Here is a 25,884-nt window from a genome sequence, read left to right as displayed (position 1 = left end):
AATTTTTCTTCTTATTAAACGTTTATATTTATAATGGGATGATTTTCATGGGTCATAAGACCCTGTTAAAATAGTTGTCTACTTTACTAGGCTAAAATACTTATATATTTGATGAAAATATAGTTCTAAAGTCATTGACAGACATGCTAGAACTTGATTTAATTAAATCAAGTTCCAAATTGTGAGAATATCTTTAGTATATCTACAAATTTATCGATAGATGGTGATGAGTTATGTCAGGTTTTCGTAAGCGAATAGGAGATTTGCTAGTCGAGTCTGGCGTAATTAGCGAAGAACAGCTGCAGCAGGCATTAATTCAGCAACGGGAATTAAAGACTAGGCTTGGCGACGTATTGATTTCAAAGGGTTACATAACACAACAGCAGTTTATTGAAGCGTTGGAATTTCAGCTAGGCATACCGCATGTACAAATCTATCGCCAGAAGATAGATCCTAAGATTATACAACTTATTTCTCAGAAGCTGGCAGACCAGCATTGTGTCATGCCGCTTCGCATGGAAAGCAATAAGCTGATTCTAGCAATGGCTGATCCGCTAGATTACTTCGCAATTGATGAAATACGTATTGCTACGGGGCTTCGAATTGAGCCAGTAATCGCTTCTAAAGATGAGCTTGTACGTGCCATTAACCGTTATTATGGGCTGCAAGATACAATCGAGCAGATCAGTCAAAATTTGCAGTTAAAAGATATAGACGAAGATCACGCGATTTCGGATGAGGATTCACCTGTCGTGAAAACCGTCAACCAAGTTATTGTACAAGCTGTGCAATTGGGTGCAAGTGATATTCATCTTGATCCGCAGGACGGAAGCTTCCGCATACGTTATCGTGTGGATGGTGTGATGAGAACGGAGCGAACGCTCCCACCTAATATGCATGGCATTATTGTAGCCCGAATTAAGATTATGGCTAATTTGAACGTTGCTGAGCGACGTCTTCCGCAAGATGGACGAGTGGAGCTCGATATTGATTTTCGAAAGGTTGATGTCCGGGTTTCGACTTTGCCGACGATTCATGGTGAGAAGGTTGTTATTCGAGTATTAGATCTTGGAAATTCATTGGCGGATATTTCAAAACTAGCGTTATCCGAGCGTAATGAACAGGTCTTTCGCAAAAGCATTGAAATGGCTTATGGGGTAGTACTTATAACAGGTCCGACAGGAAGCGGTAAGTCTACAACACTATATTCAGCGCTTGCCCATTTAAACAAAGAAGACGTGAACATCATTACAGTAGAGGACCCGGTAGAATATCAGCTTGAAGGTGTAAATCAGGTTCAGGTTAATTCTACTAGTGGTTTGACATTCGCGAGAGGATTACGGGCTATTTTGCGGCAGGACCCGAACATCGTAATGCTAGGAGAAATTCGTGACACAGAGACAGCAGAAATATCAGTACGTGCCGCAATGACTGGACATCTGGTTCTGAGTACATTACATACAAATAACGCAGTGAATTCAATTACAAGATTAATAGATATGGGAGTAGAGCCCTTTCTTATTTCGTCTTCTGTCAATTGTATCGTGGCACAGCGGCTTGTTAGACGGATTTGTAAGCATTGCAAGCAGAGATATACGCCGATTGATAAGGAATTAGAACTTATAACAAGCTATGGCATTCGAACGGATCACCTATACAAAGGCGCGGGCTGCGGAGAATGCGGTCGCACCGGCTATAAAGGCAGATTAGCCATTCATGAAGTGTTGCTTGTAGATAATGAACTTCGCTCCTTCATTATTTCTAAGCGATCTGACAATGAGTATTATGAACATGCACTCAAGCAAGGAATGATCCCAATCATGGTGGATGGATTAAGTAAAGCAGCAGAAGGGCTTACAACGGTTACTGAGGTTTTTCGTGTGTTAGGACTTGGAGAATAAAGGCTAGTTAGTTATTGCCAGGAGGGGGGCTGTACATGCAGGCAGAGGAAATGCTTCGCTTAGCTCATTCCAAACAAGCATCTGATATTCACATCACAGTTAATTCTCCCATCATATTCCGAATTCACGGAGAATTAATACCCATAAATGATGAGTTACTAAAGCCGATTGATACGCTCGAGCTCGCTAAGCAATTCATGAATGAAGAACAGTATATTGCGCTTCAACAAAATGGTGACGTTGACTTTTCATACGGAGTAGCAGGACTCGCCAGATTTAGAATAAACGCGTATAAGCAGCGAGGCAGCGTTGGACTAGCTATTCGAATAGTGCCCAGCCGAATTCCTACTATGGAGGAGCTGCGGCTGCCGCGGATGGCGTCTGAATTTGCGAAGAAACCACAAGGTTTACTTCTAGTAACTGGACCCACGGGAAGCGGGAAATCTACCACGTTAGCATCCATCATCGACCATCTAAACCGAACGGAAAATGCTCATATTATAACACTTGAGGACCCTATAGAGTTTATATATGATCATAAGAAATCGATGGTCAATCAGCGTGAGGTTGGTCTGGATACACCGTCCTTCTCTGATGGTCTACGGGCGGCGCTCAGACAGGATCCAGATATTGTACTCGTAGGTGAGATGCGAGATTTAGAAACGATAAGTACAGCAATTAGTGCAGCAGAAACCGGACATCTCGTATTTGGCACCTTACATACTGCGGACGCACCGCAAACGATAGATCGCATTATTGATGTTTTCCCGCCTGCGATGCAGGCGCAAATTCGAATTCAGCTTGCAGCCGTTTTACTAGGCGTCATCTCACAACGTCTATTGCCTAAGTCCGATGGACATGGAAGAACAGCTGCTTTTGAAGTGCTTGTCAATACGCCCGCTGTTTCAAATCTAATACGATCTGAGAAGATTTATCAAATACGTTCTGTTATGCAGACTGGCAAGGCGCTAGGTATGCAGACTATGGAGTATGCGCTGCGGGAACTCGTGCAGCAGGGGCAGGTTAAAATAGAAGCTGCACGTGAAGCATTATTCGGATTCGGTGAGTTATAAGTTTAATATTCGAGTTTCATTGGAGTGGGTAAAATGCCGAAATATCGGTACAAAGCGATTACTTCCAGTGGCAAGAAGTCAATTGGAATTCTTGAAGCGAATACAATGCAACGTGCACGCGAGGCTCTGAACGAGAAGGGCTTGTGGGTCACGGATATATTAGATACGAATGAAACGACGTTATACAAGGATATATCGTTTGGCGGGCCGCGAGTCAAGATGGATCAGTTTACTGTCTTTTGCAGGCAGTTGGCGACTTTGTATCAAGCTGGTGTTAGTTTGGCAGAGGCTGTTCAAATTTTGAGTGAACAGACCGATAGCAAAGCCTTATCCAAACTTCTCGCAGCCATTGCTGAAGAAATGAGAGGTGGCAAACAGTTCTCTGAATCAGTGTCCGTATACCCTACCGTTTTCTCGCCTATATTTGTCAGCATGGTTCAGGCAGGTGAAGTGGCCGGAAATCTGGATACGATGCTGCATCGGTTAGCTGTTTTCTTCGAGAAAGAGCGCAACACAAGGGAAAAGGTAAAGTCAGCAATGGTCTATCCGACGGTGATGCTCGTAATGATGGTTCTCGTCGTTATTTTCATGATGCTTTTTGTTATTCCTCAGTATGTGACAAGCTTTGCGGGAATGGGAATCGAGCTGCCATTGCCAACGCGCATCGTTATGTCAGTTAGTGAATTTATGCAGAACTTCTGGTATATCGTAATTGCTACAATGTTTGTGCCGAGCTTATTATGGAAATTTTTTAGACGCACAGCTTCCGGTAGACAAAAGTTGGACTACTTGCTTCTCAAAATACCGGTATTCGGCACATTATGGCATAAGCAAGCAATTGCCCGTTTCTCAAGAACGTTTAGTTCACTTATAGCTGCTGCTATTCCGATTATGCAAGGCTTGTCTATCGTCTCGAATGTTGTAGGAAATGAGGCAATGGGGAAGGTGATTTCGGATACTCGGGAAAAGGTTCTAAGTGGGGAAACGATGTCAGAAACGATTAAACAATCCAAGCTTTTTCCACCAATGGTTGTTCAAATGATGGCTATCGGGGAGCGTTCAGGTTCAACTGAGGACATGCTGGATAAGGTTGCAGATTTTTATGAGTCAGACGTTGATCAGATGGCGGACCGTCTCAAGTCGCTTTTAGAGCCGCTTATGATTGTACTGCTAACGGGTGTGGTAGGAGTCATCGTTATGGCGGTCATGATGCCGACTTTTAAGATGATGCAGAGCTATTTATAGATTGATGTTTCCAAATTACGGAGAATAAGCGTTATCCACTCTGAGCATAGATGTACCCCTTGCTCAGAGCTGCTTAAATGTCGTATTGGTTTCTTGGTTTTAATTGTTTTAAATATGCTTTGAAAATTGAGAGGAGAATGTTTATGTTGATGGCATTGAAACGGAATCAAAAGGGTCTTACACTTATCGAGTTGCTTGCGGTGCTAGTGATTGTTGGGATTATTGCTGCGATTGCTATTCCAGCTATTGGGAATACGATCAACAATTCTAAAGTAAAAGCAGATGCTGCGACCGACCAACTGATTATCGAAACAGTAATGCGATACTTGGTTGATGAAGAGAAAAACGCAACTGTTACAGGTGCGGATATTAACACAGAATTAGTAGCTAAGGGATATCTAAATGCTATGCCTACTTGGAGAGATACAAGTAAAGCAAAGACTAAATTTACAGCAACGCTTTCCGGAAATAAATGGACAGTAACCTTAGGCTAATTAAGGTAGTATAGAAAGGCAACCTCCCAAGGTTGTCTTTCTAAAAAATTTTCAAGCAAAGAAGGGTCATAATGACTACACCAGCTATAATCGCATTCGCGTTTTTTGGGCTGCTTCTTAGCGGTGTGCTTAACGCTGTTGCTATCCGATGGGATGAACGGCTTGTTCCTGTTTATCCACCTATATACGAACTTAACAATAAAATAATTCCCAAATGGTATGCTATTGTACCATTACTATCTGTGCTAATCTCGACTCTCAAAAACAGAGGAAGTAACAATAATATTGTGTGGCGATACCCCGTAGGCGATCTCATAACGGCCGTTCTGTTTGCTCATGCAGCCTGTTTCATAGGCTGGAAACTTGAACTGTTCGCTGTTCTATTTTTCATCAGTATTTTAGTTATCATCGTACAAACAGATTTAACCGATATGATTATTCCAAATAAAGTGGTAGCTATTGGTGTAATCGGCGCGGTATGCATTCGACTATTCGTTCATCCGCTTTCGATATTGAATTATGGCATCGCTGCTTTTGTTGGCAGCGGGGCGTTGTTAATCATAGGCATCATTGGAAATAAGGTGTTGAAGAAAGAAACGATGGGTGGCGGAGACATCAAGCTTTATGTGTTCATTGGCTTGATCTTAGGCGTTAAGCTCACCTTGCTCAGTTTGTTTCTCGCCAGTTTATTTGGATTAATCGGAGGGCTTGCTTTGATTGCAACAGGGGCACAGTCCAGAGGCAAAACGATACCGTTCGGACCCTATATCACTGCAGGTGCGTTAGCAGCTTATTATTGGGGGAACGGTTTGATCGGATGGTATTTATCTTTGCTGAAATTCTAGCTGATTCGTTGAGTTGTATAAACAACAGTTGATGTTTTTTTGATCGAATTGTTGGGCAGCTTCATCTCAAGCGTAATCTCTATTCGACCGTCTTTGGCATCAAATAGAATACTTTCAACCTTATCAGAGAATTTGAAGCTTGAAGTTGGGGTTGCGGATACAATGTTTGCAACAATTGGTTTATACGAGACTGTAAGTGATTTCGAAGAACTATCATATGTGTAATCGACTGCCTCATCATTTTCAGAACTAACGAGTCGCAACTGGCTAGTTTTACTCACTAGTGGTACTGGCGAATAGCCTTTACGGACGGTTTTCACAACTTGGCTCATGATATCCCTTTGTTGTTGGAGTGTTTTCTCTCTAGCAGATACTTGATTTAGACTCATATTTGAATAGTTTAGCAGGTAAATTAAGAAGCCTAAAATAATGACCGAAAGAACAAGAACGGCAGTAACTTCAACAAGCGTCAAACCTTTTTCATTTTTTAAATAATATCGCACTTCCGTTCACCTCAATCGAAATTATTTATATTCAACATACGCTTCTAATTCGAATTTTTTAGAAGAAGAGACCTCGATACAATTGACGGTAACTCGGCGGAATATGGAGTCTAAGTCGGATACTGCTGTATCTGTAAGAGCTACTGTTCCTAATGAAGCTGTATGAGATTGAATGTCCAGTTCATACCGCCGATCAATGGCATCCGGATAATAAATGGTTGTTGAGGCAAGATTCCGCAGATTCTCTAGTGAGATTGCTTGTCCATATACAGTAGTTTGTGCACTGTTCGTTTTTAGTTTGTTTTTGATTTCTTCCATCACATTTCTAGCCACTACAACTGCTTCATCTGATTTTTCATTTGATTTGGTATCTAAAGCGGTTTGCTGCAAAATGAATGTGATACCTAGAACTGCGATGCCTAATAAGACGATGGAGCCCAAAACTTCTATCAATGTTAATCCTTTTTGATTACGCATCGGGCAGCTCCTTTAAAGTTAAGTAGTCGGATCGATTTACTCATAGAATAATATGTTTAAGGGGGAAAAGGCAATGATTAAATCTTTTCAGTCCGAAAAAGGCGGAACGTTAATGCTTGTTTTTGGATTTATCGTAATGATTTCCATTGTAATAGCTCCGCTTGCTATGAGTACGAGTGTTGGATTGTTGCAAGCCAAAACAAACGCAAATTCAGAGAAGTCTTTCACAGATGCTCATTCAGGTATGAGCGTGTTCGCTAGAATGTATGAGGATATGAAACAGATTGATGAAACGAACAATACATTGCCAAACATCGAACGGTTGGTTCAGATTGTCAATGGAATGCACCAATTAAACGTCCAAGCGGATATTGTGAATGACAGCGATAATAAGCCGATTGCTGTAGTCTTTAAAGCAGGTTACGGAAACGGAAATCAGGTTCGTGCAAGCGAGCTAAGGTATAATTTAGTTCCGCTTCATGAACCTACTTCTCCTCCAATCATCGTTGTTCCAACGCCAACACCAACGCCGACGCCAACTCCAGGCTCTACACCATCACCAACCCCGCCGGTCCCTTCAACTGGCAATAAGGTCATTATGAAAAATAGTCACAATACAACAGACAATAAGGATAACAAAAACAATAAAGTTTTTGCAGCATGCTATATATTGCCTGCAACGGGTCAAGCGTTGCCGACGTCGCATATTCTAAATGATTATACGGACACTCAGTTTAAAGATTGGTTTGCTCCGACAGCGGACTATTATATCAATCATTCTTCTAACGTGATCTCAAACGCATTCCAGAACGTGTTCTTGGATAAACGGTTTAGTGAGGTTGCAGCATTAAATAGTAAAGTTACATCAAGTGAGTTGTCAAAATATGTTTCAGGACAAGCAATTACCAATGCAGGACATGTAAATATAAGCGGATCGCCAAACACCATCATTACAAAGGATGTAGTCATTGATTCCGATAGTAACGGGAATTCTGTTGTGGCAAATGGAGATTTGTACTTCAAGGATATCGTCAAAGCAGAGATACTTTTTCAAGGAGACGTACGTGTCGGGGGGAATTTGAGATTTAGAGAACTCGCTGCTGACAAAACGATCACTTTTAAACAAGATGTTCTTGTAAAAGGAAATGTAGTCATTGGTGATACGGGAACGAATGGCACGATTGTTATTGACGGTGATCTAATTGTGAATGGTAATTTAGTGGTAAATAATACACTGACAAACTTTTTTGTCAAAGGCGATATTATAGTGAATGGTGATATTGAGTATAAGAGCACCGTTCTAAGATGGCATGTCGATGGCGGTATAGTTGTAAAAGGAAGTATCAATGCAACAAACGGTATTACTAGCTTTGATGTGAAAAAGGATATTGTTGTTCAAGGCGGGATGCTCTTCACCAATCCTGTTGCAGAGTCAAGAGATGGTGTAACAGGATTATTCTCCATTGGGGGGTCCTTGAAGGTGAAAGGAATCCTTCAAATTAAAAATACAGTTTATAGCTTTGTCGTCGCAGGAGATATCGTTGCTAATCATAATTTAATCATTAATGATGTCATTAAGAAAAACTTTCAAGTGGGCGGCTCTATCTATATAAAAGGGAATATGCTACTAGCAAATACAGTTTTTGATTTTAATGTTCTTGGCAATGTAATTGTGGAAGGAGATTTTACTGTTAATAGTACTATCGAGAAAGCATTCAATATTAAAGGCTCATTAGTGTCAAAAGGAAATATTGTTTTTAATAATACTATACAAACGGATGCGTTTATAAAGATTGGTGGAAATCTAATTTCTAAAGCAGATTTAAACTTTGGTGAATGGCGACTAAATGGGAGCCTAGATGTTGGTGGTATGCTTTTAGTATTTAAAGACGCTACCTTTGGTGACTTAAAGAAGGACTGGAATAGTAATCAAACCAAAGGTTTTTACGTAGGTGGTACAACGAAGTTTAATTCGGAGTATGCAACCTCTACATATCTAGATGGTCTTGTTAAAGGACACATACAAGAACGTATCTGCATTAAGTAACTACATTTTGCACTGCCGTAAGGGGGATGAGAAATGAATCAGTCCATACTTAGAAAACTAACTAATGGTCATCAAACCCTTGGTATTGAAATCACAGACAGCTATGTTAAGGTTTGTGAGATTCAACAAAAGGGCAAGAAGGCTGTTCAATTAATGAACTATTCCTCAAGAGAGCTGCCAGTGGGTGTTGTTGACGATGGAAAGGTCATGGATAAGGAAAAGCTGCAAGCTGTATTGAAAATAGTGTTGGACTCCAGGCGCTTTGGAAGTCGATACGTTCATTTCGCCATTCCTAGTCAAAGAGTGATGGTAAGAAGTCTCAAGCTGCCGGATATCGTAAATGTTGAGCTTAAGAAGCTTGTACAGTTCGAAGTGAAAAATAACTTGAGTATGGCATTTGACGATCCTTATTACGATTTCATTAAGCTGCCGAAGGCTGTTAACGTTCAGGCAGTGCTACCATCAGAAGAAGCGAATTTATGCGAGGTGTTGGTGGTGGCTGCATCAACGAGCATATTGCAGGATTATGTAGATATTTTTGAACAACTGAAATTAATTCCTTGCAGCATTGAGATCAAGTCATTCTCCCTACTGCGGTTAGTAGAATGTGGGCAAATCGATGTTGAAGGAATTAATATTATCGTTAATGTAAATGAACTAAACAGTGAGATAACTATTATAGAAGATGGACATTTCAAAATTACCCGTAATGTCGAGGTATCCTTCAAATCGTTAGTCACAGAACACGACATTGAACAAAATCTTTGGCTAGATAACTACTCAAACCCTGAGCAATTTTTCATGAATGCTGCACAGGATTTAATAGCAGAGCTAGAGCGGTTAATGAATTTTTACTACTACAATATAAATAAGAGTGAACGTACATTCAGCCGAGTGATAGTCTCTGGTGATATTTTACAACTAGATAAGCTAGCTTCTTTAATGGAGGATAGTCTAACCCCGCCTGTCGCGTTGCTGAATTTGGATCTAATATCTGAAGCAGGAAAGGATAGCAGCTGGAGTGTTCCAATGTATGCCGTGCCGCTTGGTTTAGCTTTGAGGGGGAAGGAAACATGAAATCAATAAATTTATTGCCTGTGAAGCAAAAATCAAACTCCAAAAATCCAAAGCTGCTGCCGCTGATGTTGTTATTAATGTTAATTTTGTTAAGCGCGCAGCTGTACTATACGAAGACTTGGCAAGCGGAAGCTAGCAGATTTCAACAGGAGAGCTTACAATCGGAGCAGGAAGCCGACAATATCCGTAATAACGGCGATTTGAAGGTAAAGGTGGACGGATATAAACAAGCTGAGCAAATGATTGCCCATTTAGAGCTTAATCGAACGGAATGGAAATCGTATTTGGCGGCCATTATTGGGAATTTGCCTTTGACAACAAAGATAGTGACGATATCCGCTAGTGATGATCTGAAAATTAGTATGGAGCTCGATTTTGTAAATGCATCTGAGGTGATTCAATATATGAAGGACTTGGAGGATAATGATAAGCTTCAAGATGTTGTATTATCTTCTTTCTATAAGAAAGTGGACGAGCAAACGTCTGCGGAAGCTGTTACTTCAGGTGCAAATGGCGAAACCGTCATAGAAATGAAAAGAAAAGAAGTTTATAAGCTAACCTTGGTCATTGAGCTTAATAAGGAAAAAGGAGCTCAATAAATATGGAGATCAAATTAAAAGTTGCCAAGCCGTCGCTTACTAAATTTCAGATTTATTTTATCATTGGGATTGCTATATTGGTATTGGTGAACGCAGTATCTTTGTATGTTTACCTATTACCCGAGCTAGAGAACTTGAAGCAAGTTAAACAAGTGTTAGTACAAAAAAAACTGACGCTGCAAAGTGTGAGAAACGAATATTCTGACGAGAAGATATCAGAGAAAGAGATAGAAGAATTAACGAACCGTGTGCCTGTAAGAAGAACTGACTCAGATAACCTCATTTTTTTTCAAGATTTAGCGTTGCTCTCTATGGCACCGCTAGCTTATGTTAAGCAATCGAATGAGGATGAAAATACTCCACAAACCTCTGAGACTGCGGTGCCAAACTCAAATACGATTACTAATAACCTCGAAGTGGTTGTCGTTGGTCATCTTCCTAGTCTATTGCTTTATATCGACAATATGCAGAAGCATGAACGGCTGTTTACATTGCAAAAGTGGAACTTGACGGAATTAACTAAAGAAACCGTTAATAAGGATTATCCAGATTTAAATTCGCATCCGTTTATTAAGAAAGATAAACCGATTCTTTCCTTGCGAATGAACATTCAAACGTACATATTTCCTCAATATGCAGACGTTTTCCGTAAAGTCAGTGATACGGAGAAAACTCAGGAGCAATCAGCCTAATTCAAAGGAATGTCATAAGTACAAGATGGCTTATTAGTTAGAGTGCTACAGCTCTTATTAATGAAGCCATCTTTTTTTCATACATCCTTCATGCAACCTGCTGCTGATTGTCATACTATTGTCATAGGAAGTGGAGTGTCGGCGGTTGTTAGGTTTGCGGAAAAAGGGCATAATGGAAGCATAGGAAAATACATAGAAATGGGGAACGGGAATGTCTTATAACGACCGTTTCATACGGGCTTGCCGGAAGGAACAAGTAGATCAATTACCTGTATGGTACATGCGACAAGCGGGACGATATGATCCTGAGTATCGCAAAATAAAAGAGAAGTATTCTTTGCTTGAAATATGCAAACAGCCGGAGCTTGCGGCTGAAGTAACGATGATGCCGGTTCGTAAGCTGGGTGTCGATGCAGCTATTTTGTATTCTGATATTATGAATCCAGTAGCATCTATCGGAATTGATTTTGATATCGTAGCTAATATTGGGCCCGTAATTGCGAACCCGATTCGTTCGGCTGCTGATGTTGAGCGCTTGAAGCCGATTGATGTGGAAGGCGATCTAGGCCATGTCATTGAGACGATTCGGATACTAGACCGTGAGCTGGAAGTGCCGTTAATTACGTTCGCTGGTGCGCCATTCACCATCGCCAGCTACTTAATTGAAGGAAGGCCATCCAAAAACTATTTGCGCACGAAAGAAATGATGTACAGCGAGCCGGAGCTATGGCATGAATTGATGCGTAAGCTTGGCGACATGGTCATCACTTATTTGCGCGCGCATATCGCGGCAGGCGGTAAAGCCTTTCAATTGTTCGACAGCTGGGTAGGCGCTTTGACGCCAGCGGATTTCCGGAAATTTGTCTTGCCGACGATTGAGCGCATTTTTGCAGAATTGTCAGACTTGCCGCAGCCGAAAATTTACTTCCCAGGCGTAAGCTCGGGAGAGCTGCTTCCGGAACTATTAAATGTCAAATCAGATGTTATCGGTCTCGACTGGCGCGTTTCGATTGCAGAAGGCCGCCTGCGACTGGATCATGGCTTTGCCGTGCAAGGCAATCTAGATCCTACAATTTTGACAGCGCCAATTAGCGTGATTGAGTCCTATGCGAAAGAGATCATTGATAGCGGAATAGAGGAGCCAGGATTTATTTTCAACCTTGGTCATGGTTTGTTCCCTGAAGCATCACTCGAGAAGCTGGCTCAGTTAACTGCATTCGTACAATCGTATTCTAAAAAGGCAATCGCTGCACGCAGCCATAAGGAGACTAGTCATGTCTGAGCATAAAGCGAAACAAATAGGCGTACTTGTAATGTCCTACGGAACGCCGGAATCGATGGATGATGTTGAAACGTATTACACGCATATTCGCCGCGGCAATGCACCAACTCCTGAGCTGCTTGCTGAACTTAAGGGTCGTTATGAAGCGATTGTTGGCGGGGTTTTCCCACTGCGTGAAAATACGAACGGTCAGGTTGCCGGCTTGCAGGACAAACTAGAGCAGCTGGCTCCTAATAAATTCACATGCTATCAGGGCTTGAAGCACGCAAAACCGTATATTGAAGACGGTGTTGAGCAAATGGCGAAGGACGGTATCACACAAGCGGTCGGTATCGTACTTGCGCCACATTTTTCAACGATGAGTGTGGGCAGTTATATTAAGCGTGCGGAAGAAAAGGCCAAAGAGCTAGGTATCGCGATGACTTTCGTAAAGCAATACCATATGCATCCGAAATTGCTTGAGGCGCTTACGGATCGCGTTGTAGCTGGATTAGAACGCTTGGACGCTGCTACAGACGGTGAAGAGCGTGTGAAGGTGCTTTTTAGCGCGCATAGCTTGCCTGAAAAAATTCGTGAGCTTGGTGATCCTTATGAGCAGCAGCTGCTTGAAACTTCCGAAGCGGTTGCGAAAGCAGCTAACGTGAAGGATTGGCAGTTTACTTGGCAAAGCGCAGGACGGACCAGAGACCCTTGGCTCGGCCCTGATATTTTGGAAACATTGCCAGTGCTCGCTGAAGAGGGCGTAAAAGCGGTACTTGTTGCTCCAGTTGGCTTCGTTTCGGATCATTTGGAAGTGTTGTACGATCTTGATATTGAAGCACAAGCTGCTGCGAAAGAGCTTAATATGACTTTGGATAGAATTGCGATGCTGAATCGTGATCCTTTATATATGCAAACATTGGCAGAATCGGTCATCGAGGCTTTGGACAGCCAAGGGAAGGAATGAATGAGATGCGGAGAATCGGAAAACCTGATCGAATTGTCATTATTGGCGGAGGGATCAGCGGACTGAGCTCCGCTTTTTATTTGCAGCGGGAAGCGGAGCGGCAAGGCAGGGAACTGGAGATAACCATTGTAGATGGGGCTCCTGCCTTAGGCGGAAAAATTAATACGCTGCAGCGTGACGGGTTCGTCATCGAGAAAGGGCCGGATTCTTTTTTGGCGCGCAAGCTTGCCATCATTGATTTGGCGGAGGAGCTTGGCATAGCGGACGAGCTTACGACAACGAATCCAGGAGCGAAAAAAACATATATTTTGCATCAAAGAAAGCTGTTTCCGATGCCTGCGGGACTCGTGCTTGGGGTACCGACTGAAATTGGGCCGTTCGTGAAAACAGGCTTATTGTCATGGGGCGGCAAGCTGCGGGCGCTGATGGATTTGGTGCTGCCTGTTCGCAAGGAGCAAAGCGATGAGTCGCTTGGCGGTTTTTTGGAACGGCGAGTGGGCAATCAAGTGATGCGGCGCATCGCGGAGCCGCTGCTTGCAGGTATTTATGCAGGTGATTTGAAAAAGCTAAGTCTGCAAGCTACGTTTCCGCAATTTGCCGCGTCAGAGCGCAAGCATGGCAGCCTGATTCGCGGCATGCAGCATAACCGTAAAGTGAGTGCTGCTGCAGGAGCGCTTCCAGCCGTCGCAAAGGGTGGAACTTTTTTGACGTTTAAGGGTGGTTTGTCTTCGCTAGTTAACGCACTAGATAAAGCTTTGAGCAAAATGCAGCGACGACTCAGTACAAAAGTTGTGGAAATTAAACGATGTGCGGATCTAGCATTAAGCAGCGATCAAGCTGTTTCTAGTGCGTCAGAGGGAGCACGATATGAGGTTGTCCTTGATAGCGGGGAGACGCTGTGGGCGGATCAAATCGTGATGACGGCACCTGCATATAACGCGGCAGAGCTGCTTGCGCCTTTGACAGAAGTTAATGAGCTGCGCGCTATTAATTATGTATCCGTTGCGAACGTTGTACTGGCATTTGATAAAGCGACGTTTGGGCTCGATTTTGACGGATCGGGATTTGTAGTGCCTCGCTCAGAAGGTTTGCAAATTACTGCTTGCACATGGACATCAAATAAATGGCTGCATTCGAGTCCGGATGACAAGGTGCTGCTTCGCTGCTATGTAGGACGGTCGGGTGATGAAGAAAGCGTTAGACTTCCGGATGCTGAGCTTATTAAGGCTGTTCGGCGAGATATTGAAGAAACAATGGGCATAAAGGCAGAGCCTTTGTTTGTTGAAATTACGAGGTTGCCGCGCTCCATGCCGCAATATCCGGTGGGTCATGTTGAGAATATGAAACAGCTGCGAGAACGCTTCGAACGAGAGCTGCCAGGAGTTTGGATTACGGGTGCAGCATTCGATGGAGTAGGTCTTCCGGACTGCATAAGACAGGGCAAGGAAGCTGCTCAAGAACTATTAAAGTAAGCTCGCAATAATAGTTCTCCCCGCGAAGGTGGATCATTGCTATAATGGAAGAGTCTAGCTATTCATAGACTTTGATTCTATTAAAGAGGAGCCATCTTCCATGCACATATCACGTTCTGAAACGCATCAGCAGGATAGGTCTAAACGTAAAAAGAGGCTTCGAAGACTTATTTTCGTTAATTTGTCGCTGCTAGGCATCATTATAATCGTATTAGGTGCCTGGCTTGCGGCTGAAAATTCAGATAAGCTCAAAGGTTTGTTAAGCTTCGCAGGTAATGCGAATAAAGGACAAAATCAAACGATTAACACGGGTGATAAAGGGTCAGAAAAAGAGCCGGATTTAACAGACGACGTAGATTTGTCTGGAAATGACACAGGGTCCAATCTACCGAATGAAGAGGAAGATACTTCTGCTGTAACGGATCCTAACGGAGCCGGCAGCGAGGAAGAGAGAGTCAGCCTTTCCTTTGTAGGGGATTTGCTCGTTGCTGATTATGTGAGCGCCATCACTGCCCGTGAAGGCTATGAGTATCTCTATCAGCCTGCAATGCTGTACCTAAGCGAACCGGATCTGACGGCTGGAAATTTGGAGTTTCCAGTGACGAAGCGTGGTACTCCGGTAACAGGAACACCATATGTGTTTAAAGGTTCGCCTGATGTTCTTCCATCGATTCGCAATGCAGGCTTTGATGTTTTGAGCTTAGCCAACAACCATGCGCTTGACCAAGGCGTTGAGGGCATGCTCGACACGATGAAATATTTGGATGAAGCAGGCCTATCGCATATGGGGGCGGGCAATAATGATACCGAGGCTTTCACTCCGGTGATCAAGGAGGTTCGGGGCATTAAAGTAGCTTATATTGGCCTCAGCAGAGTCGTGCCGTTCTCTTCATGGAAAGCGGATAAAAATGTGGCTGGATTAGCTGAAACCTACGACACTCGGCGCGCGACGGAAGCGATTGCGAAAGCAAAGAAGGAAGCCGATATCGTCGTCGTGATGGTGCACTGGGGCAAAGAACGAGTCGATCAGCCCGAGCCTTACCAAAAAGATTTTGGCAAACAATATATCGATGCGGGAGCAGATCTGGTAATCGGAAGCCACCCGCATGTGCTGCAAGGCTTCGAAATGTATAAAGGCAAATGGATTGCATACAGTTTAGGAAACTTTATTTTTAGCTCATATCCCAAGGAGACAGCGGGCGAGACGGGTGTTCTTGACGCTTTATGCACAAAAAAAGGGGATTGTGAGATGACGTTTCATCCGATGTTTACAGTTAATGCGCAGCCTACCCCATTAGAGGGAGAAAAAGCAAAAGCGTTACTCGATCGGCTAACATCGGTCTCCTTTGGCGTAAAGCTGAATGAGGATGGACGCATTACACCTGAAAAATGAGCCGAGTGAGAGGATGATCGTTTAATGAAAAATCCGTGCGTAGCGCACCGAGGCTGGTCTAGCCGCGCGCCGGAAAATACGATGGCAGCTATACGGTTGGCGCTCGCTGATCCACTAATTGAATGGATTGAAATTGATGTTCATCTTTCAAAGGATCATGTACCGATGGTGATTCATGATTACACGCTGCGCAGAACGACAGATGGAAAAGGCGATGTGAAAAAAAAGACGGCTGCTGAGCTTGCTGCACTAGATGCGGGCAATTGGTTTTCACAAAAGTATCAAGGCGAGTATATTCCGACCCTTGCTCAGGTGCTTAAAGAATCAGTCGGACACTGCAAGCTTAACATCGAGCTGAAGACGGACGGCATCCGTTATCCGTTGATCGAGCAGAAGGTGCTTGAATGTATACAGGCATATCAAGCGGAAAGTGAAGTGGTCATCACGTCCTTTCATGAAGGGACCTTATACCGCATGAAGCGCCTATGCAGCCAAATTCGTACCGGTATTATTATTGACGGCTGGCGGAATTCGCTGCCTAAAGAGCTAAAAGAGCTTGGAGCAGATTTTTTATCGATCAGCTATTCCAAGCTAAACAAGGAACGAGTCGAACTATTGAAAAATGCAGGCATTCAAATTATGGCCTGGACGATCAATGAGAAACGTGCGATCCGTAAAATTGCTGCACTTGATCCGGAATTATTAATATGTACAAATTACCCGGAACGCTGGCATGAGCTGCGGGCTGAAAGCATGGAATTAGAAGTAGTGAATAGAAAAAAATGATTAAAATTAATAAATAGAGTGCAAAGAATAAGATAGCAAGCATTTATGGGGTTGTGTATAAGCAGGAGGTTGCTCGCTAGATGGTAGGATGGATAGATGAATGGTGGTTGCGTCTGATTATCGGTTTAGTGGGCAGCTGCTTTATTGCGGCAGCAGCCTATCATGTGAAATCATTGTCTGCTTCAGGCGCGTGCTCGGCGATCGTAATGGGAACCGGCTTCGTAACTCTAGGTGAACCGGTCTGGTTTGGATTATTGATCGGTTTTTTTGTTTCATCGAGTGTATGGTCGAAGTGGAAGAGAAAACATAGAGCGAAGGAAGCTGCTGAAGCCAAATATGCGAAGACGGGCCGCCGTGATGCAGGGCAAGTATGGGCAAATGGCGGCGTAGGACTCCTATTGTGCGCTGCTCATGCAATCTGGCCTGATGAGGGGTGGCTATTCGCGTACATCGGCGTGATGGCTGCTGTAAACGCGGATACATGGGCCACGGAGATCGGGGCCTTAAGTAAGACGGCGCCGCGATCGGTGACGAGCGGCAAGCCGGTCACGCCTGGAACGAGCGGCGGTGTCACGCCGCTCGGCAGCGCAGCAGCGCTCGCAGGCGCCGTGTTCATCGGCGCCGTTGCCGCGCTGCTGCTTGCGGCCCCGCAGCCAGCAGAGGCTGCTGCGGGTACGCTTGGCGGCGCGGCGGCGGTATATATCGCCGCAGCGGCCGCCGCTGGCCTGGCCGGGGCGTTCGCCGACTCTTTGCTCGGCGCAACTGGCCAGGCCATGTATCGCTGCCGGGTATGCGGCAGCGAGATCGAGCGCGCCGCGCATTGCGGCAGCGCGGCGGAGCAAGTGCGCGGCTTCGCCTGGCTGAACAACGACAGAGTGAACCTTCTGTCGTCGTTATTCGCAGGCGTGCTAGCATGGGGGATCGGTCAAGTTTTTCTGTGACCGATGCGAATAGCTAATGTGAAAAGACTGATCAGGATGAAGAAATTCACCTGATCAGTCTTTTTTTCAATTGGTCAACCCTATCACTAACCACTCAATAAAAGGTAATCTATGTTATTCTTATCCTATATCTACCTCGTTAAAGTTTACATAAATATGTAAATCAATAGACTTCCAATACACAAGGAGGGACTCATATGAACGACAGTTTTAATCGGGTGTGGTTAACCAATAAATTTGAAGAAATCCGAAAAAGGATGCTGAAGGCGATCGATCAGCTTGATGATGACCAGTTGAATTGGCAGCCTGATCCATCAAGTCACAGCATATCGATGTTGATCAATCACATAGATGGCAATATTGAAGAGAGAATCGTAAAAGGTATTTTACATGTAGATAATAAGAGAAGCCGTGACAATGAGTTTAAAGCTGAATATGTAAAGAAGGCAGCCTTGCAAATGATCATTCAGGATAGGCTGCAGCTGGTCATCGATACGATTCAGACGATTTCGGATGAAGCGTTGGAACAAACCCAAACGGTGAGGAACCGAGAAAGAAAGAATCTGGATATGCTGCATCAATGTGCTGCCCATTATTCCGAACATATGGGACAACTATTCTATATTGCAAAACTATGTTTGAAAGAGGAATACACATCGACTTCGGTGTTTCGCCCTAAGACAAACTAATAGATTACAGAACCAAAAGATTCCTTGCGATCGCTAAGGAATCTTTTGGTGTTATCCGTGCTCTACAAAATACCTGCTTAACGCAAAATATATCCGCCATCAGGGAAAAGGGTGCTTCCTGTCGTATACGCATTAGTCATTAAATAAATAGTCGTATGGGCTGCTTCTTCAGCTTGACCGATTTTGCCTAACAGATTGATTTTTGCATAGGCATCATAAGATTGGTCTCTAACTTCCTGCTCTGCACCCTCCCAGTTGAAATTCGTATGGATGGTGCCGGGAGATATGACGTTGACACGTATGGGAGCAAGTTCAACCGCCAGCGCTTTGCCAAGACTTTCGATAGCCCCGTTGCAGGCAGCATAGGAAGCACCGCCCGCAAGCGGCCGTTGGCCAAAAGCACCGGACATGAGCACGATTGAGCCATTCGAGTTAATAAATGGAGCAGCATATTTCACTGCATTGTACTGCGGCCAAAATTTTGAATTAAAGCAGCTGTGTGCAACCTCAGCGCTTGACGTTATTGGACCTCGAACATAGGAGGCACCAGGTGTAAATAAATGATCGAAATGACCGATTTGCTCGAAAAAAGACTGAAGCGCCAGTTCATTCTTGTTATCTAATGCATAGGCTTCAACATGCTCATGACCTAAGTACTGCCGTGCAGCATCCAACCTTTCTTTGGACCGGCCGGCAATGACAACCTGAGCCCCTTGCTCTATCGCTTGTTTTGCAGTCGCTAAGCCAATTCCTGAGCTTCCTCCGATAATGACGATACGTTTATTTTTTAATGAAAAATTAGACATAATCATATCTCCTTTTGCAGTCAAATCACTTCTAGTGTTTATTATTCATGACAAAAACAAGGCTGCCAAGTACGCACTTTGTTCGTACTTAGTACGAAAAATCGTACTAATCATAAAAAAATATAATGACTGGATCTAACGTGCGCATGCAAATAACATGCGGTATGATGATAGTGGAGGGGATACGATGATTACGGATTTGAAGGAACCGAGGCTAAAAGGTGTACTTACCACCCTTCATATGATTGGCGGGAAATGGAAGCCGCTTATATTGTTTATTTTATTAATTGACGGGACCAAACGATTTGGCGAACTAAGACGGCTTATTCCTGATGTCTCGCAAGGCACGCTTGCGAAGCAGCTTCGCGAGCTCGAAGAGGATGAGCTCATTACCCGTGTTATCTATCAAGAAGTTCCTCCTAAGGTGGAGTACAGCATTTCTGAACACGGAAGAACTTTAACTTCGGTGCTTGACAGCATGTGCGGCTGGGGTAGGGAGCATTTGGCCTACGTTGATACGAAGGAAATGAAATAATCAATTCAGCTCCTCAAAAATAAACAGCAAAAAGACCGTCAAGCAGGCTTGACGGTCTTTTTACGTATTTCGGTTATTTCGTCAGTTGCTCCATTTGACCAATAAGCTCTTCAAAGACGCTCATTGCTTGCTCAATTGGCTCAGGTGAAGACATATCCACGCCGGCTTTTTTCAAGATATTAATCGAGAAGTCTTTGCCGCCGCTTTTGAGAAAGCCAAGATAACGCTCAACCGCAGGCTCGCCTTCCTCCAAAATTTGCTTGGAGAAGCTGGTTGCAGCTGAGAAGCCCGTTGCGTATTTGTACACATAGAAGCTGTTATAGAAATGGGGGATACGAGCCCATTCCATTTCAATGTCTTTATCTACGACCATGCCTGAGCCGTAGTACTTAACGTTAAGATCGTAATAGATTTTGCTAAGATCTTGCGGCGTTAACGAATCGCCTTGCTCCGTGCGCTCATGGATGATTTTCTCGAACTCTGCAAACATCGTTTGACGGAATACGGTTGTACGGAACTGATCCGCATAATAAGTGAGCAAATACATTTTTTCTTTTGGATCAGTTGATTTGTTAAGGAGATAATCCATCAACAAAGCTTCGTTTAATGTTGAAGCAACCTCAGCAAGGAAAATCGTATATTGTGCGTCGCGGTAGTTCTGATTTGTATCCGAATAATGGGAATGCAGAGCATGACCCATTTCGTGCGTCAATGTGAACATGCTGTTCAAGTTGTCATTATGATTGAGCAACACATACGGATGCGTGCCGAAAGCGCCCCAGCTATAAGCACCGCTGCGTTTGCCTTCATTCTCGTACACATCAATCCAGCCATTATCGAAGCCCTCTTGCAGCACCTTCAAATAATCTTCGCCCAGTGGCTTCAAGCTTTCTTTTACTGTTTTTTTGGCTTCCTCATACGTAATGTCCATTTTGAACTCGTCAACGAGCGGTGCGAACAAGTCGTACATATGCAGCTCATTCAAACCGAGCAGCTTTTTGCGAAGCTCCATATAACGATGCATCAATGGAAGATGCTTATGAATGGTGTTGATAAGGTTTGTATAGACTTCCTGCGGAATGTTGTCGCCATAAAGGGACATATCCAGCACGGAGTCATATTTGCGAGCTTTTGCATAAAAGCTGTTTTTTGTAACGTTAGCCGTCAATGTTGTAGCAAGTGTGTTTTTTAACTTGCCGTATGTTTCGTAAACTGCTTTAAATGCCTCGCGGCGTACGTCTTGGTTTTTGCTCTCAAGAAACTGTATGTAACTGCCGTGTGTCAGCTCAACCAATTCGCCTTTTTCGTTTTTCACTTTTGGGAATTTGAGGTCTGCATTGTTCAGCATGCTGAAGATTGTACCGGGAGCGGAGCTCATATTGCCTACTTGTGCAAGCAGCGCTTCCTCGTCTTTTGATAAAATATGAGCTTTCTGGCGACGCATTTCTTCGAGTGTGTGGCGGAATTTGGCAACGGATTCGTTCGTTATCAATTGCTCCAGCTGCTCATCGGATAGACTGAGAACCTCAGGTGTGATGAATGATAATGCTTCGCCGGATTCCACACTTAGTTTTTTGGATTTCTCGGAAAGAGCCTGATAAGTAGGTTCTGCCGTATCCTCATGATGCTTCATATTTGCATATACATAAAGCCGTTCAACATGCAGTGACAATTCATCTTCAAGCTCGAAGCAAGCTTTAAGCTGCGCGACATCGGCTAATTTGCCTTGGTATTCGGATATTTTTTTGATTAATCCTTTTGCTTCTGCATATTCCTTGTCCCATGCCGCTTGGCTTGCGAAAATATCCTCTAGCTTCCAGCGGGTCTCAGGTGCCGATTCTGAACGTTTAGGTACGTGATTCATCGAATTCCTCCTTGGTATGGATAAGGTTGGTAAAGCATGCTCTGCATGTGCCGCGGTCTCATTTGTAGCGGAAGCACCTGGCACGAGGCTTAAAACAAGCAGCAGGGGAAGCCATTTCATCCAGTTATCACCTCAGGACACAGTTTGTTTCTACTATGTCCGTACGGGATAATGAATATTCAGCTGCCTGCCGGCTAAGCTGTACCCATTGTGAAAAAAGCATATACGATCAGAAAAAACGCAAATGCAATAAATCCAATGGATACAAGTGCAAGACCTCTGCGTATGCCAGGAGGCAAGGTATCTCGTTTCATGATAACGATGGCTCCTAGCGCGAAGGCTGCAATAATGAAAATAACTGAAGCGGTAGCATCCATTTGAAGGCAAGTCCTCCTGATTGTAAGCTGGCCTCAAAAGGCAGCATTCTAATTTTACCTATGCACAAATGCGTAACGATATGTTCGCCGCGATGTGTGAAATATCCTGCTGATTGGTTAGAAATAGACTGCTTATACTTCCTTAAGCGCACTCATAATGGATGCTAGTTCATCTTCGCGTCCAACAAAGTCGGATGCGCGAAACCGATTCTGTGCCCAGTGAAGCATCTCAGGGCGGCTAATAAAAGTATGTGTGTCCTCGCCCCATTGATCAGAAATTTCCCGAACAATAAGTGTTTTGCCTTGAACTTCAACCGTCAACATATTGTATTTGTCGGTCTTGTAAATTTCGTGTTTCTTAAACATGCGTAAATTCCACCCTTATAGTAGTTAATTATGGTATTCTTATCATCATAGCCATTATGGCGGCGGTAATCAATACGACGCTGCAAGAAGAAGCTATAGCTGTAACGAGAAAAGTTGAGATGAGACGAGCAGAGGAGAGTGCAAGAATGAGTAAACAGGGCTATGAGCAAATGGGAGTCGCTATGACTTGCAGAAGCTACGAAGAGTATTTAAGGATGTTTGATTTACAGCAGGAGGATCTTGCTAAAGGGGAAATTCTTGATGTTGCAGCCGGGGGTTCGTCATTTACTGCTGAAGTAAATGAGAGAGGTTTTTCAGCAACTGCTGTTGATCCGCGCTACGGGGCAGGAATTGAGCAATGGATCTCTGAGGCAGCTGAGGAAATCGAAACTTCAACAGCTAAGATTGCTAAAATTCAGGAGCATTTTGACTGGAGCTATTACGGGTCGGTTGAGAATCATCGAGCTGGACGCGAAGCATCCATTGAACGATTTAAAGCCGATGTATTAAGAAACGAGAATAAACAAATCTATATAGATGGCAAGCTTCCAGAGCTGCCCTTCAAGGAGAATCGCTTTTCACTCATTTTGTGCAGCCATTTTATGTTTTTGTATGCGAATCAATTTGGTCATGAATTTCATTCGCAGGCTGTTCTGGAACTGATGCGTATTTGTAAGCCAGGCGGTCAAATTCGAATTTATCCGCTTATATCGCTTAACTGGGAACCTTATTCGGAACTAGATAACCTGATAACGATAGCTGCTAACGGAGGGCGAACAGAGCTTGGAAACTCAAACCTTCCGTTTATTCCTGGATCTAGTCAATATTTGAAAATCTTACTTTAATTGCTTTTTTGAAACGGGATAGCTATAATAATTTTACTCGCACGTTCAAATAAAACGGCGGTCATATTTAGGAGGTTGTTCAATTGAAAGGAACAGTTAAATGGTTTAATGCAGAGAAAGGCTACGGCTTTATCCAAACAGAGGGCGGAGAAGACGTATTCGTGCATTTCTCAGCGATTCAAAGCGATGGCTTCAAATCTTTAGATGAAGGGCAAGCGGTTGAATTCGACATTACTGAAGGTAACCGCGGTGCTCAAGCGGCCAACGTCATTAAACTATAGGAAAATGTGCGAATGGAGAGGGCTCCCTGGAAGCAGGGAGCCCTTTTTTAATATGAACATATTACCATTAATGGTATTTATAAATTTTATTGCTAGCCTTTTATAAATAATCAAAGCATTTTTTATATTTTTGAAGTTGGACTATTAAACCACCATTACGATACGAATTTCTAAGCCATAATCAGATCAATAGATAACGTGAAATAACCGCCGTTTGCGCTTGCTTTCATTGACCAAGACCTGTTTGCAATGATAAACTGTTGCTTGGAAACTTTGTCAGGGGAGCGAGCATAATGAAATTTAAATTGTTCAAAGACCGTAAAGGAAAGGCCGATCAGGCTAAAAATAACAAGTTCGTCAAGCTTGGACGTGAAATTTATGTACAAGCCCGCAGAGGCGGACCAAACCCAGATTCGAACTTTGGTTTGAAAACAGCGATTGCCAACGCAAGAGCGGAGCAAATGCCAAACGATAATATCGAGCGTGCGATCAAGAAAGCAGCTGGTGCAGGCGATGGCGTCGAGTACGATGATATTATGTATGAGGGTTATGGCCCAGGCGGCGTAGCTATTATGGTTAAATGCTTGACGGATAATCGGAATCGTACAGCAGCTGACGTTCGTTCTGCGTTTAATAAACGTGGCGGCAATATGGGTGAGAGCGGCTGTGTAGGTTATATGTTCGACCATAAAGGATTGCTTGTTGTCGATCGTGAAGCGCATGAGACAGATGAGGATACGATGATGATGGTTTCGCTTGAAGCCGGAGCTGAGGACGTTATTGTCAATGACGAAAGCTTTGAGATTTTGACACATCCGCATGAGTTCGAGCAGGTGAAAAATGCGCTTGAGAAGGAAGGCTACTCTTTCGTAAATGCTGGCGTGCGCTGGCTTCCGCAAACGATTGTTAAAGTGGACGGCGAGAATGCGGAGAAGCTGCTTAAGATGATGGATGCTTTTGAAGATAACGACGATGTGCAGGATGTATACTCCAATTTTGAAATTGTAGAATAGTATCTGCTCAAGCAATAAAAAAGGGCTGCTCCAAGCGTAGGTGATACGCCTTCTGGAGCAGCCTTTGTTTAACTATAAGAAATGATTTCATTTGTGACATCGAAGTCATATTGCTCGGTAGAACTAGAGCTCGTTATCGGTTCGTGCGACTGAAAAAATATCTTGTTAGGAAGGCAGCCGCTGCAACCAGTGCTAAGGCAGCTCCCATACGGAAGAAGGTTTCGCGTCCGAAATGCTCATAAATATAACCGCCGAACATGCCGCTGATCACTCCGGCGAGTCCAGTCCAGACAACGGCATAAACGGCTTGGCCGGATGCGCGGAACTCGTCGGGAATCAGGTGGGACAAATAACGCAGCGCAGTTGAAAAATAAATGCCGAATGAAACGCTGTGCATGGCTTGGGTAGCAATTACCCAGCGCGGATCTTGAATATCGCTAAGCAGCCATAGTCTGACAGCATACATGATGGATGCGATCATAAGCAGCGGAAGCTCCTTAAATTTATGGCCGTATTTGCCGAGTAGAAACAAGATCGGAATCTCGCTCATCGCGGACACGAGCCATGCGAGTCCAACCAAAGAATCGCTTGCTCCCATTTGGCGCATAGTGACGGCAAGAAATCCCTCGTACATACGGTGCGGGATCGAAATGGTCAAAATAATTAAAAAGAACAATAGGACATCGCGCTGGCGAATAAGCTTAAAGAATCCAGAGAAATCGATTTTACGAGCGCTTCCTTGATAGTCTCTAATCCTCGTCGTTAAGGCGAGGGTGATGGCTATGGTACAAAGCGCTAGCGGAAGCGTCCACTGTGAGCCAATTTCTTTTAGAATAAGTCCGAACGTATAAGCCGTTACTGCAAAGCCAAGCGAGCCGAATATGCGTATTAAAGCGTATGGCGTTCCGGTGTATTGACTTGATAATAACAGCAGACTGTCACTTAACGGATTAATAGGTGTCTGAAAAAAATAAAAGCCCATCATAACAAGGCAAACAAGAGCAAAGTTTTCAATAGGAAAAAGCAATGAAATCATGACAAGCTGTCCAAATAACAGAATCATAAGCAGTTTTTTTATCGTTCTGAATTTGTCACTGGCTATCCCAAGAAGGATATTCGCAAAGATTGATATGAACGGTCCTGTTGAGTAAATAATTCCAATTTGCTGCTCAGAGAAACCTCTATCCAAAAAGTATAACGGGATAAAGGAAACAACCATCGCAGCGGTAGAATAAGAAGAGAAGCTGTAAATTCGTAGTGAAAGTGTTTCCTTGCGTGCAGTCGAAGAGCGCTCTGCTGGCGCAATCTCAGATGTGTCCATCTTTTAAAGCTCAC

27 protein-coding genes are annotated in these 25,884 nt (G+C 43.7%); 20 read left to right on the top strand and 7 right to left on the bottom strand.

Annotated elements, in window-relative coordinates:
* The first annotated feature begins 233 nt into the window (after window positions 1–233).
* The 5 genes from AC0VYE_RS21965 to AC0VYE_RS21945 all read left to right on the top strand — a co-directional run bounded on the left by AC0VYE_RS21965 (window position 234) and on the right by AC0VYE_RS21945 (window position 5,558).
* The gene (locus AC0VYE_RS21965) at window positions 234–1,901 is read left to right on the top strand and encodes a GspE/PulE family protein (RefSeq protein ID WP_076266799.1); all 1,668 of its coding nucleotides are present in this window, start codon (window positions 234–236) and stop codon (window positions 1,899–1,901) included.
* Window positions 1,902–1,936: 35 nt separating this feature from the next.
* Window positions 1,937–2,974 (top strand): type IV pilus twitching motility protein PilT, encoded by a 1,038-nt coding sequence (locus tag AC0VYE_RS21960; protein WP_475442873.1) that lies wholly within the window; start codon window positions 1,937–1,939, stop codon window positions 2,972–2,974.
* A gap of 33 nt (window positions 2,975–3,007) precedes the next feature.
* Window positions 3,008–4,219 (top strand): type II secretion system F family protein, encoded by a 1,212-nt coding sequence (locus tag AC0VYE_RS21955; RefSeq protein WP_475442872.1) that lies wholly within the window; start codon window positions 3,008–3,010, stop codon window positions 4,217–4,219.
* A gap of 143 nt (window positions 4,220–4,362) precedes the next feature.
* Window positions 4,363–4,713, top strand: coding sequence for a prepilin-type N-terminal cleavage/methylation domain-containing protein (locus AC0VYE_RS21950; RefSeq protein ID WP_475442871.1), 351 nt, complete (start codon window positions 4,363–4,365; stop codon window positions 4,711–4,713).
* Between the two features lie 71 nt (window positions 4,714–4,784).
* Window positions 4,785–5,558: a prepilin peptidase gene (locus AC0VYE_RS21945; RefSeq protein ID WP_475442870.1), complete on the top strand. Its 774-nt coding sequence runs from the start codon at window positions 4,785–4,787 to the stop codon at window positions 5,556–5,558.
* Here the strand turns inward: AC0VYE_RS21945 and AC0VYE_RS21940 are convergent.
* Entirely contained in the window at window positions 5,555–6,061 is a 507-nt protein-coding gene (locus tag AC0VYE_RS21940; RefSeq protein ID WP_076266804.1) for a PilV family protein, read from the bottom strand. The two genes, AC0VYE_RS21945 and AC0VYE_RS21940, sit on opposite strands and share 4 nt — an antisense overlap.
* Window positions 6,062–6,082: 21 nt before the next feature.
* A complete protein-coding gene (locus AC0VYE_RS21935; RefSeq protein ID WP_076266805.1) occupies window positions 6,083–6,538 on the bottom strand; it encodes a type IV pilus modification PilV family protein in 456 nt (151 codons plus the stop codon).
* A 73-nt stretch (window positions 6,539–6,611) separates the two neighbouring features.
* On the opposite strand from AC0VYE_RS21935, the gene AC0VYE_RS21930 reads away from it, so the two are divergent.
* The 11 genes from AC0VYE_RS21930 (at window position 6,612) to AC0VYE_RS21880 (ending at window position 18,462) form a co-directional block, all read left to right on the top strand.
* Entirely contained in the window at window positions 6,612–8,585 is a 1,974-nt protein-coding gene (locus AC0VYE_RS21930) for a hypothetical protein (protein ID WP_475442869.1), read from the top strand.
* Window positions 8,586–8,618: 33 nt separating this feature from the next.
* Window positions 8,619–9,662, top strand: a complete 1,044-nt coding sequence (pilM, locus tag AC0VYE_RS21925; protein WP_475442868.1) for a type IV pilus biogenesis protein PilM — start codon at window positions 8,619–8,621, stop codon at window positions 9,660–9,662.
* Complete coding sequence (locus AC0VYE_RS21920) at window positions 9,659–10,261, top strand: hypothetical protein (RefSeq protein WP_475442867.1); 603 nt, start codon at window positions 9,659–9,661, stop codon at window positions 10,259–10,261. The genes pilM and AC0VYE_RS21920 overlap by 4 nt, the downstream gene beginning before the upstream one ends.
* A 2-nt stretch (window positions 10,262–10,263) precedes the next feature.
* The gene (locus tag AC0VYE_RS21915; RefSeq protein WP_076266809.1) at window positions 10,264–10,953 is read left to right on the top strand and encodes a hypothetical protein; all 690 of its coding nucleotides are present in this window, start codon (window positions 10,264–10,266) and stop codon (window positions 10,951–10,953) included.
* A gap of 211 nt (window positions 10,954–11,164) precedes the next feature.
* Window positions 11,165–12,235 carry a uroporphyrinogen decarboxylase gene (gene hemE, locus AC0VYE_RS21910; protein ID WP_076266810.1) on the top strand — a complete coding sequence of 357 codons (1,071 nt, stop codon included), beginning with the start codon at window positions 11,165–11,167 and terminating at the stop codon, window positions 12,233–12,235.
* On the top strand, window positions 12,228–13,181 hold the full coding sequence (gene hemH / locus AC0VYE_RS21905) for a ferrochelatase (RefSeq protein WP_475442866.1): 954 nt from the start codon (window positions 12,228–12,230) through the stop codon (window positions 13,179–13,181). The genes hemE and hemH overlap by 8 nt, the downstream gene beginning before the upstream one ends.
* A 5-nt stretch (window positions 13,182–13,186) precedes the next feature.
* Window positions 13,187–14,653 carry a protoporphyrinogen oxidase gene (gene hemG / locus AC0VYE_RS21900; RefSeq protein WP_475442865.1) on the top strand — a complete coding sequence of 489 codons (1,467 nt, stop codon included), beginning with the start codon at window positions 13,187–13,189 and terminating at the stop codon, window positions 14,651–14,653.
* Between the two features lie 100 nt (window positions 14,654–14,753).
* The gene (locus tag AC0VYE_RS21895) at window positions 14,754–16,046 is read left to right on the top strand and encodes a CapA family protein (protein ID WP_475442864.1); all 1,293 of its coding nucleotides are present in this window, start codon (window positions 14,754–14,756) and stop codon (window positions 16,044–16,046) included.
* A 24-nt stretch (window positions 16,047–16,070) separates the two neighbouring features.
* Window positions 16,071–16,832, top strand: coding sequence for a glycerophosphodiester phosphodiesterase (locus AC0VYE_RS21890; RefSeq protein WP_475442863.1), 762 nt, complete (start codon window positions 16,071–16,073; stop codon window positions 16,830–16,832).
* An 80-nt stretch (window positions 16,833–16,912) separates the two neighbouring features.
* A complete protein-coding gene (locus tag AC0VYE_RS21885) occupies window positions 16,913–17,773 on the top strand; it encodes a DUF92 domain-containing protein (protein ID WP_076266814.1) in 861 nt (286 codons plus the stop codon).
* Window positions 17,774–17,970: 197 nt separating this feature from the next.
* Window positions 17,971–18,462 (top strand): DinB family protein, encoded by a 492-nt coding sequence (locus AC0VYE_RS21880; protein ID WP_475442862.1) that lies wholly within the window; start codon window positions 17,971–17,973, stop codon window positions 18,460–18,462.
* Window positions 18,463–18,539: 77 nt separating this feature from the next.
* Here AC0VYE_RS21880 and AC0VYE_RS21875 read toward each other — a convergent pair whose 3' ends face one another.
* Window positions 18,540–19,268 (bottom strand): SDR family oxidoreductase, encoded by a 729-nt coding sequence (locus AC0VYE_RS21875; protein ID WP_475442861.1) that lies wholly within the window; start codon window positions 19,266–19,268, stop codon window positions 18,540–18,542.
* A 187-nt stretch (window positions 19,269–19,455) separates the two neighbouring features.
* On the opposite strand from AC0VYE_RS21875, the gene AC0VYE_RS21870 reads away from it, so the two are divergent.
* Window positions 19,456–19,803 carry a winged helix-turn-helix transcriptional regulator gene (locus tag AC0VYE_RS21870; protein ID WP_076266817.1) on the top strand — a complete coding sequence of 116 codons (348 nt, stop codon included), beginning with the start codon at window positions 19,456–19,458 and terminating at the stop codon, window positions 19,801–19,803.
* Window positions 19,804–19,876: 73 nt separating this feature from the next.
* On the opposite strand, the gene pepF is transcribed toward AC0VYE_RS21870, so the two are convergent.
* From pepF to AC0VYE_RS21855, 3 genes are all read right to left on the bottom strand, one after another.
* Window positions 19,877–21,667 (bottom strand): oligoendopeptidase F, encoded by a 1,791-nt coding sequence (gene pepF / locus AC0VYE_RS21865; protein ID WP_475442860.1) that lies wholly within the window; start codon window positions 21,665–21,667, stop codon window positions 19,877–19,879.
* Between the two features lie 194 nt (window positions 21,668–21,861).
* Window positions 21,862–22,044: a hypothetical protein gene (locus AC0VYE_RS21860; RefSeq protein ID WP_076266818.1), complete on the bottom strand. Its 183-nt coding sequence runs from the start codon at window positions 22,042–22,044 to the stop codon at window positions 21,862–21,864.
* A gap of 132 nt (window positions 22,045–22,176) precedes the next feature.
* Window positions 22,177–22,410, bottom strand: coding sequence for a hypothetical protein (locus tag AC0VYE_RS21855; protein ID WP_475442859.1), 234 nt, complete (start codon window positions 22,408–22,410; stop codon window positions 22,177–22,179).
* A 146-nt stretch (window positions 22,411–22,556) separates the two neighbouring features.
* Here AC0VYE_RS21855 and AC0VYE_RS21850 point away from each other — a divergent pair, with 146 nt between their 5' ends.
* From AC0VYE_RS21850 to AC0VYE_RS21840, 3 genes are all read left to right on the top strand, one after another.
* Entirely contained in the window at window positions 22,557–23,255 is a 699-nt protein-coding gene (locus tag AC0VYE_RS21850; RefSeq protein WP_475442858.1) for a methyltransferase domain-containing protein, read from the top strand.
* Window positions 23,256–23,338: 83 nt separating this feature from the next.
* A complete protein-coding gene (locus AC0VYE_RS21845) occupies window positions 23,339–23,536 on the top strand; it encodes a cold shock domain-containing protein (RefSeq protein ID WP_054024152.1) in 198 nt (65 codons plus the stop codon).
* A 293-nt stretch (window positions 23,537–23,829) separates the two neighbouring features.
* Window positions 23,830–24,549 carry a YebC/PmpR family DNA-binding transcriptional regulator gene (locus AC0VYE_RS21840; protein ID WP_076266821.1) on the top strand — a complete coding sequence of 240 codons (720 nt, stop codon included), beginning with the start codon at window positions 23,830–23,832 and terminating at the stop codon, window positions 24,547–24,549.
* A 133-nt stretch (window positions 24,550–24,682) separates the two neighbouring features.
* Here the strand turns inward: AC0VYE_RS21840 and AC0VYE_RS21835 are convergent, their stop codons facing one another.
* Window positions 24,683–25,870, bottom strand: a complete 1,188-nt coding sequence (locus AC0VYE_RS21835; protein WP_083681702.1) for an MFS transporter — start codon at window positions 25,868–25,870, stop codon at window positions 24,683–24,685.
* Window positions 25,871–25,884 lie beyond the last annotated feature (14 nt).

Source organism: Pristimantibacillus sp. Z349TD_6 (assembly GCF_056173205.1).
The sequence above is the reverse complement of the archived record's forward strand: the minus strand, read 5'-3'. Positions and strand labels throughout refer to the sequence as shown.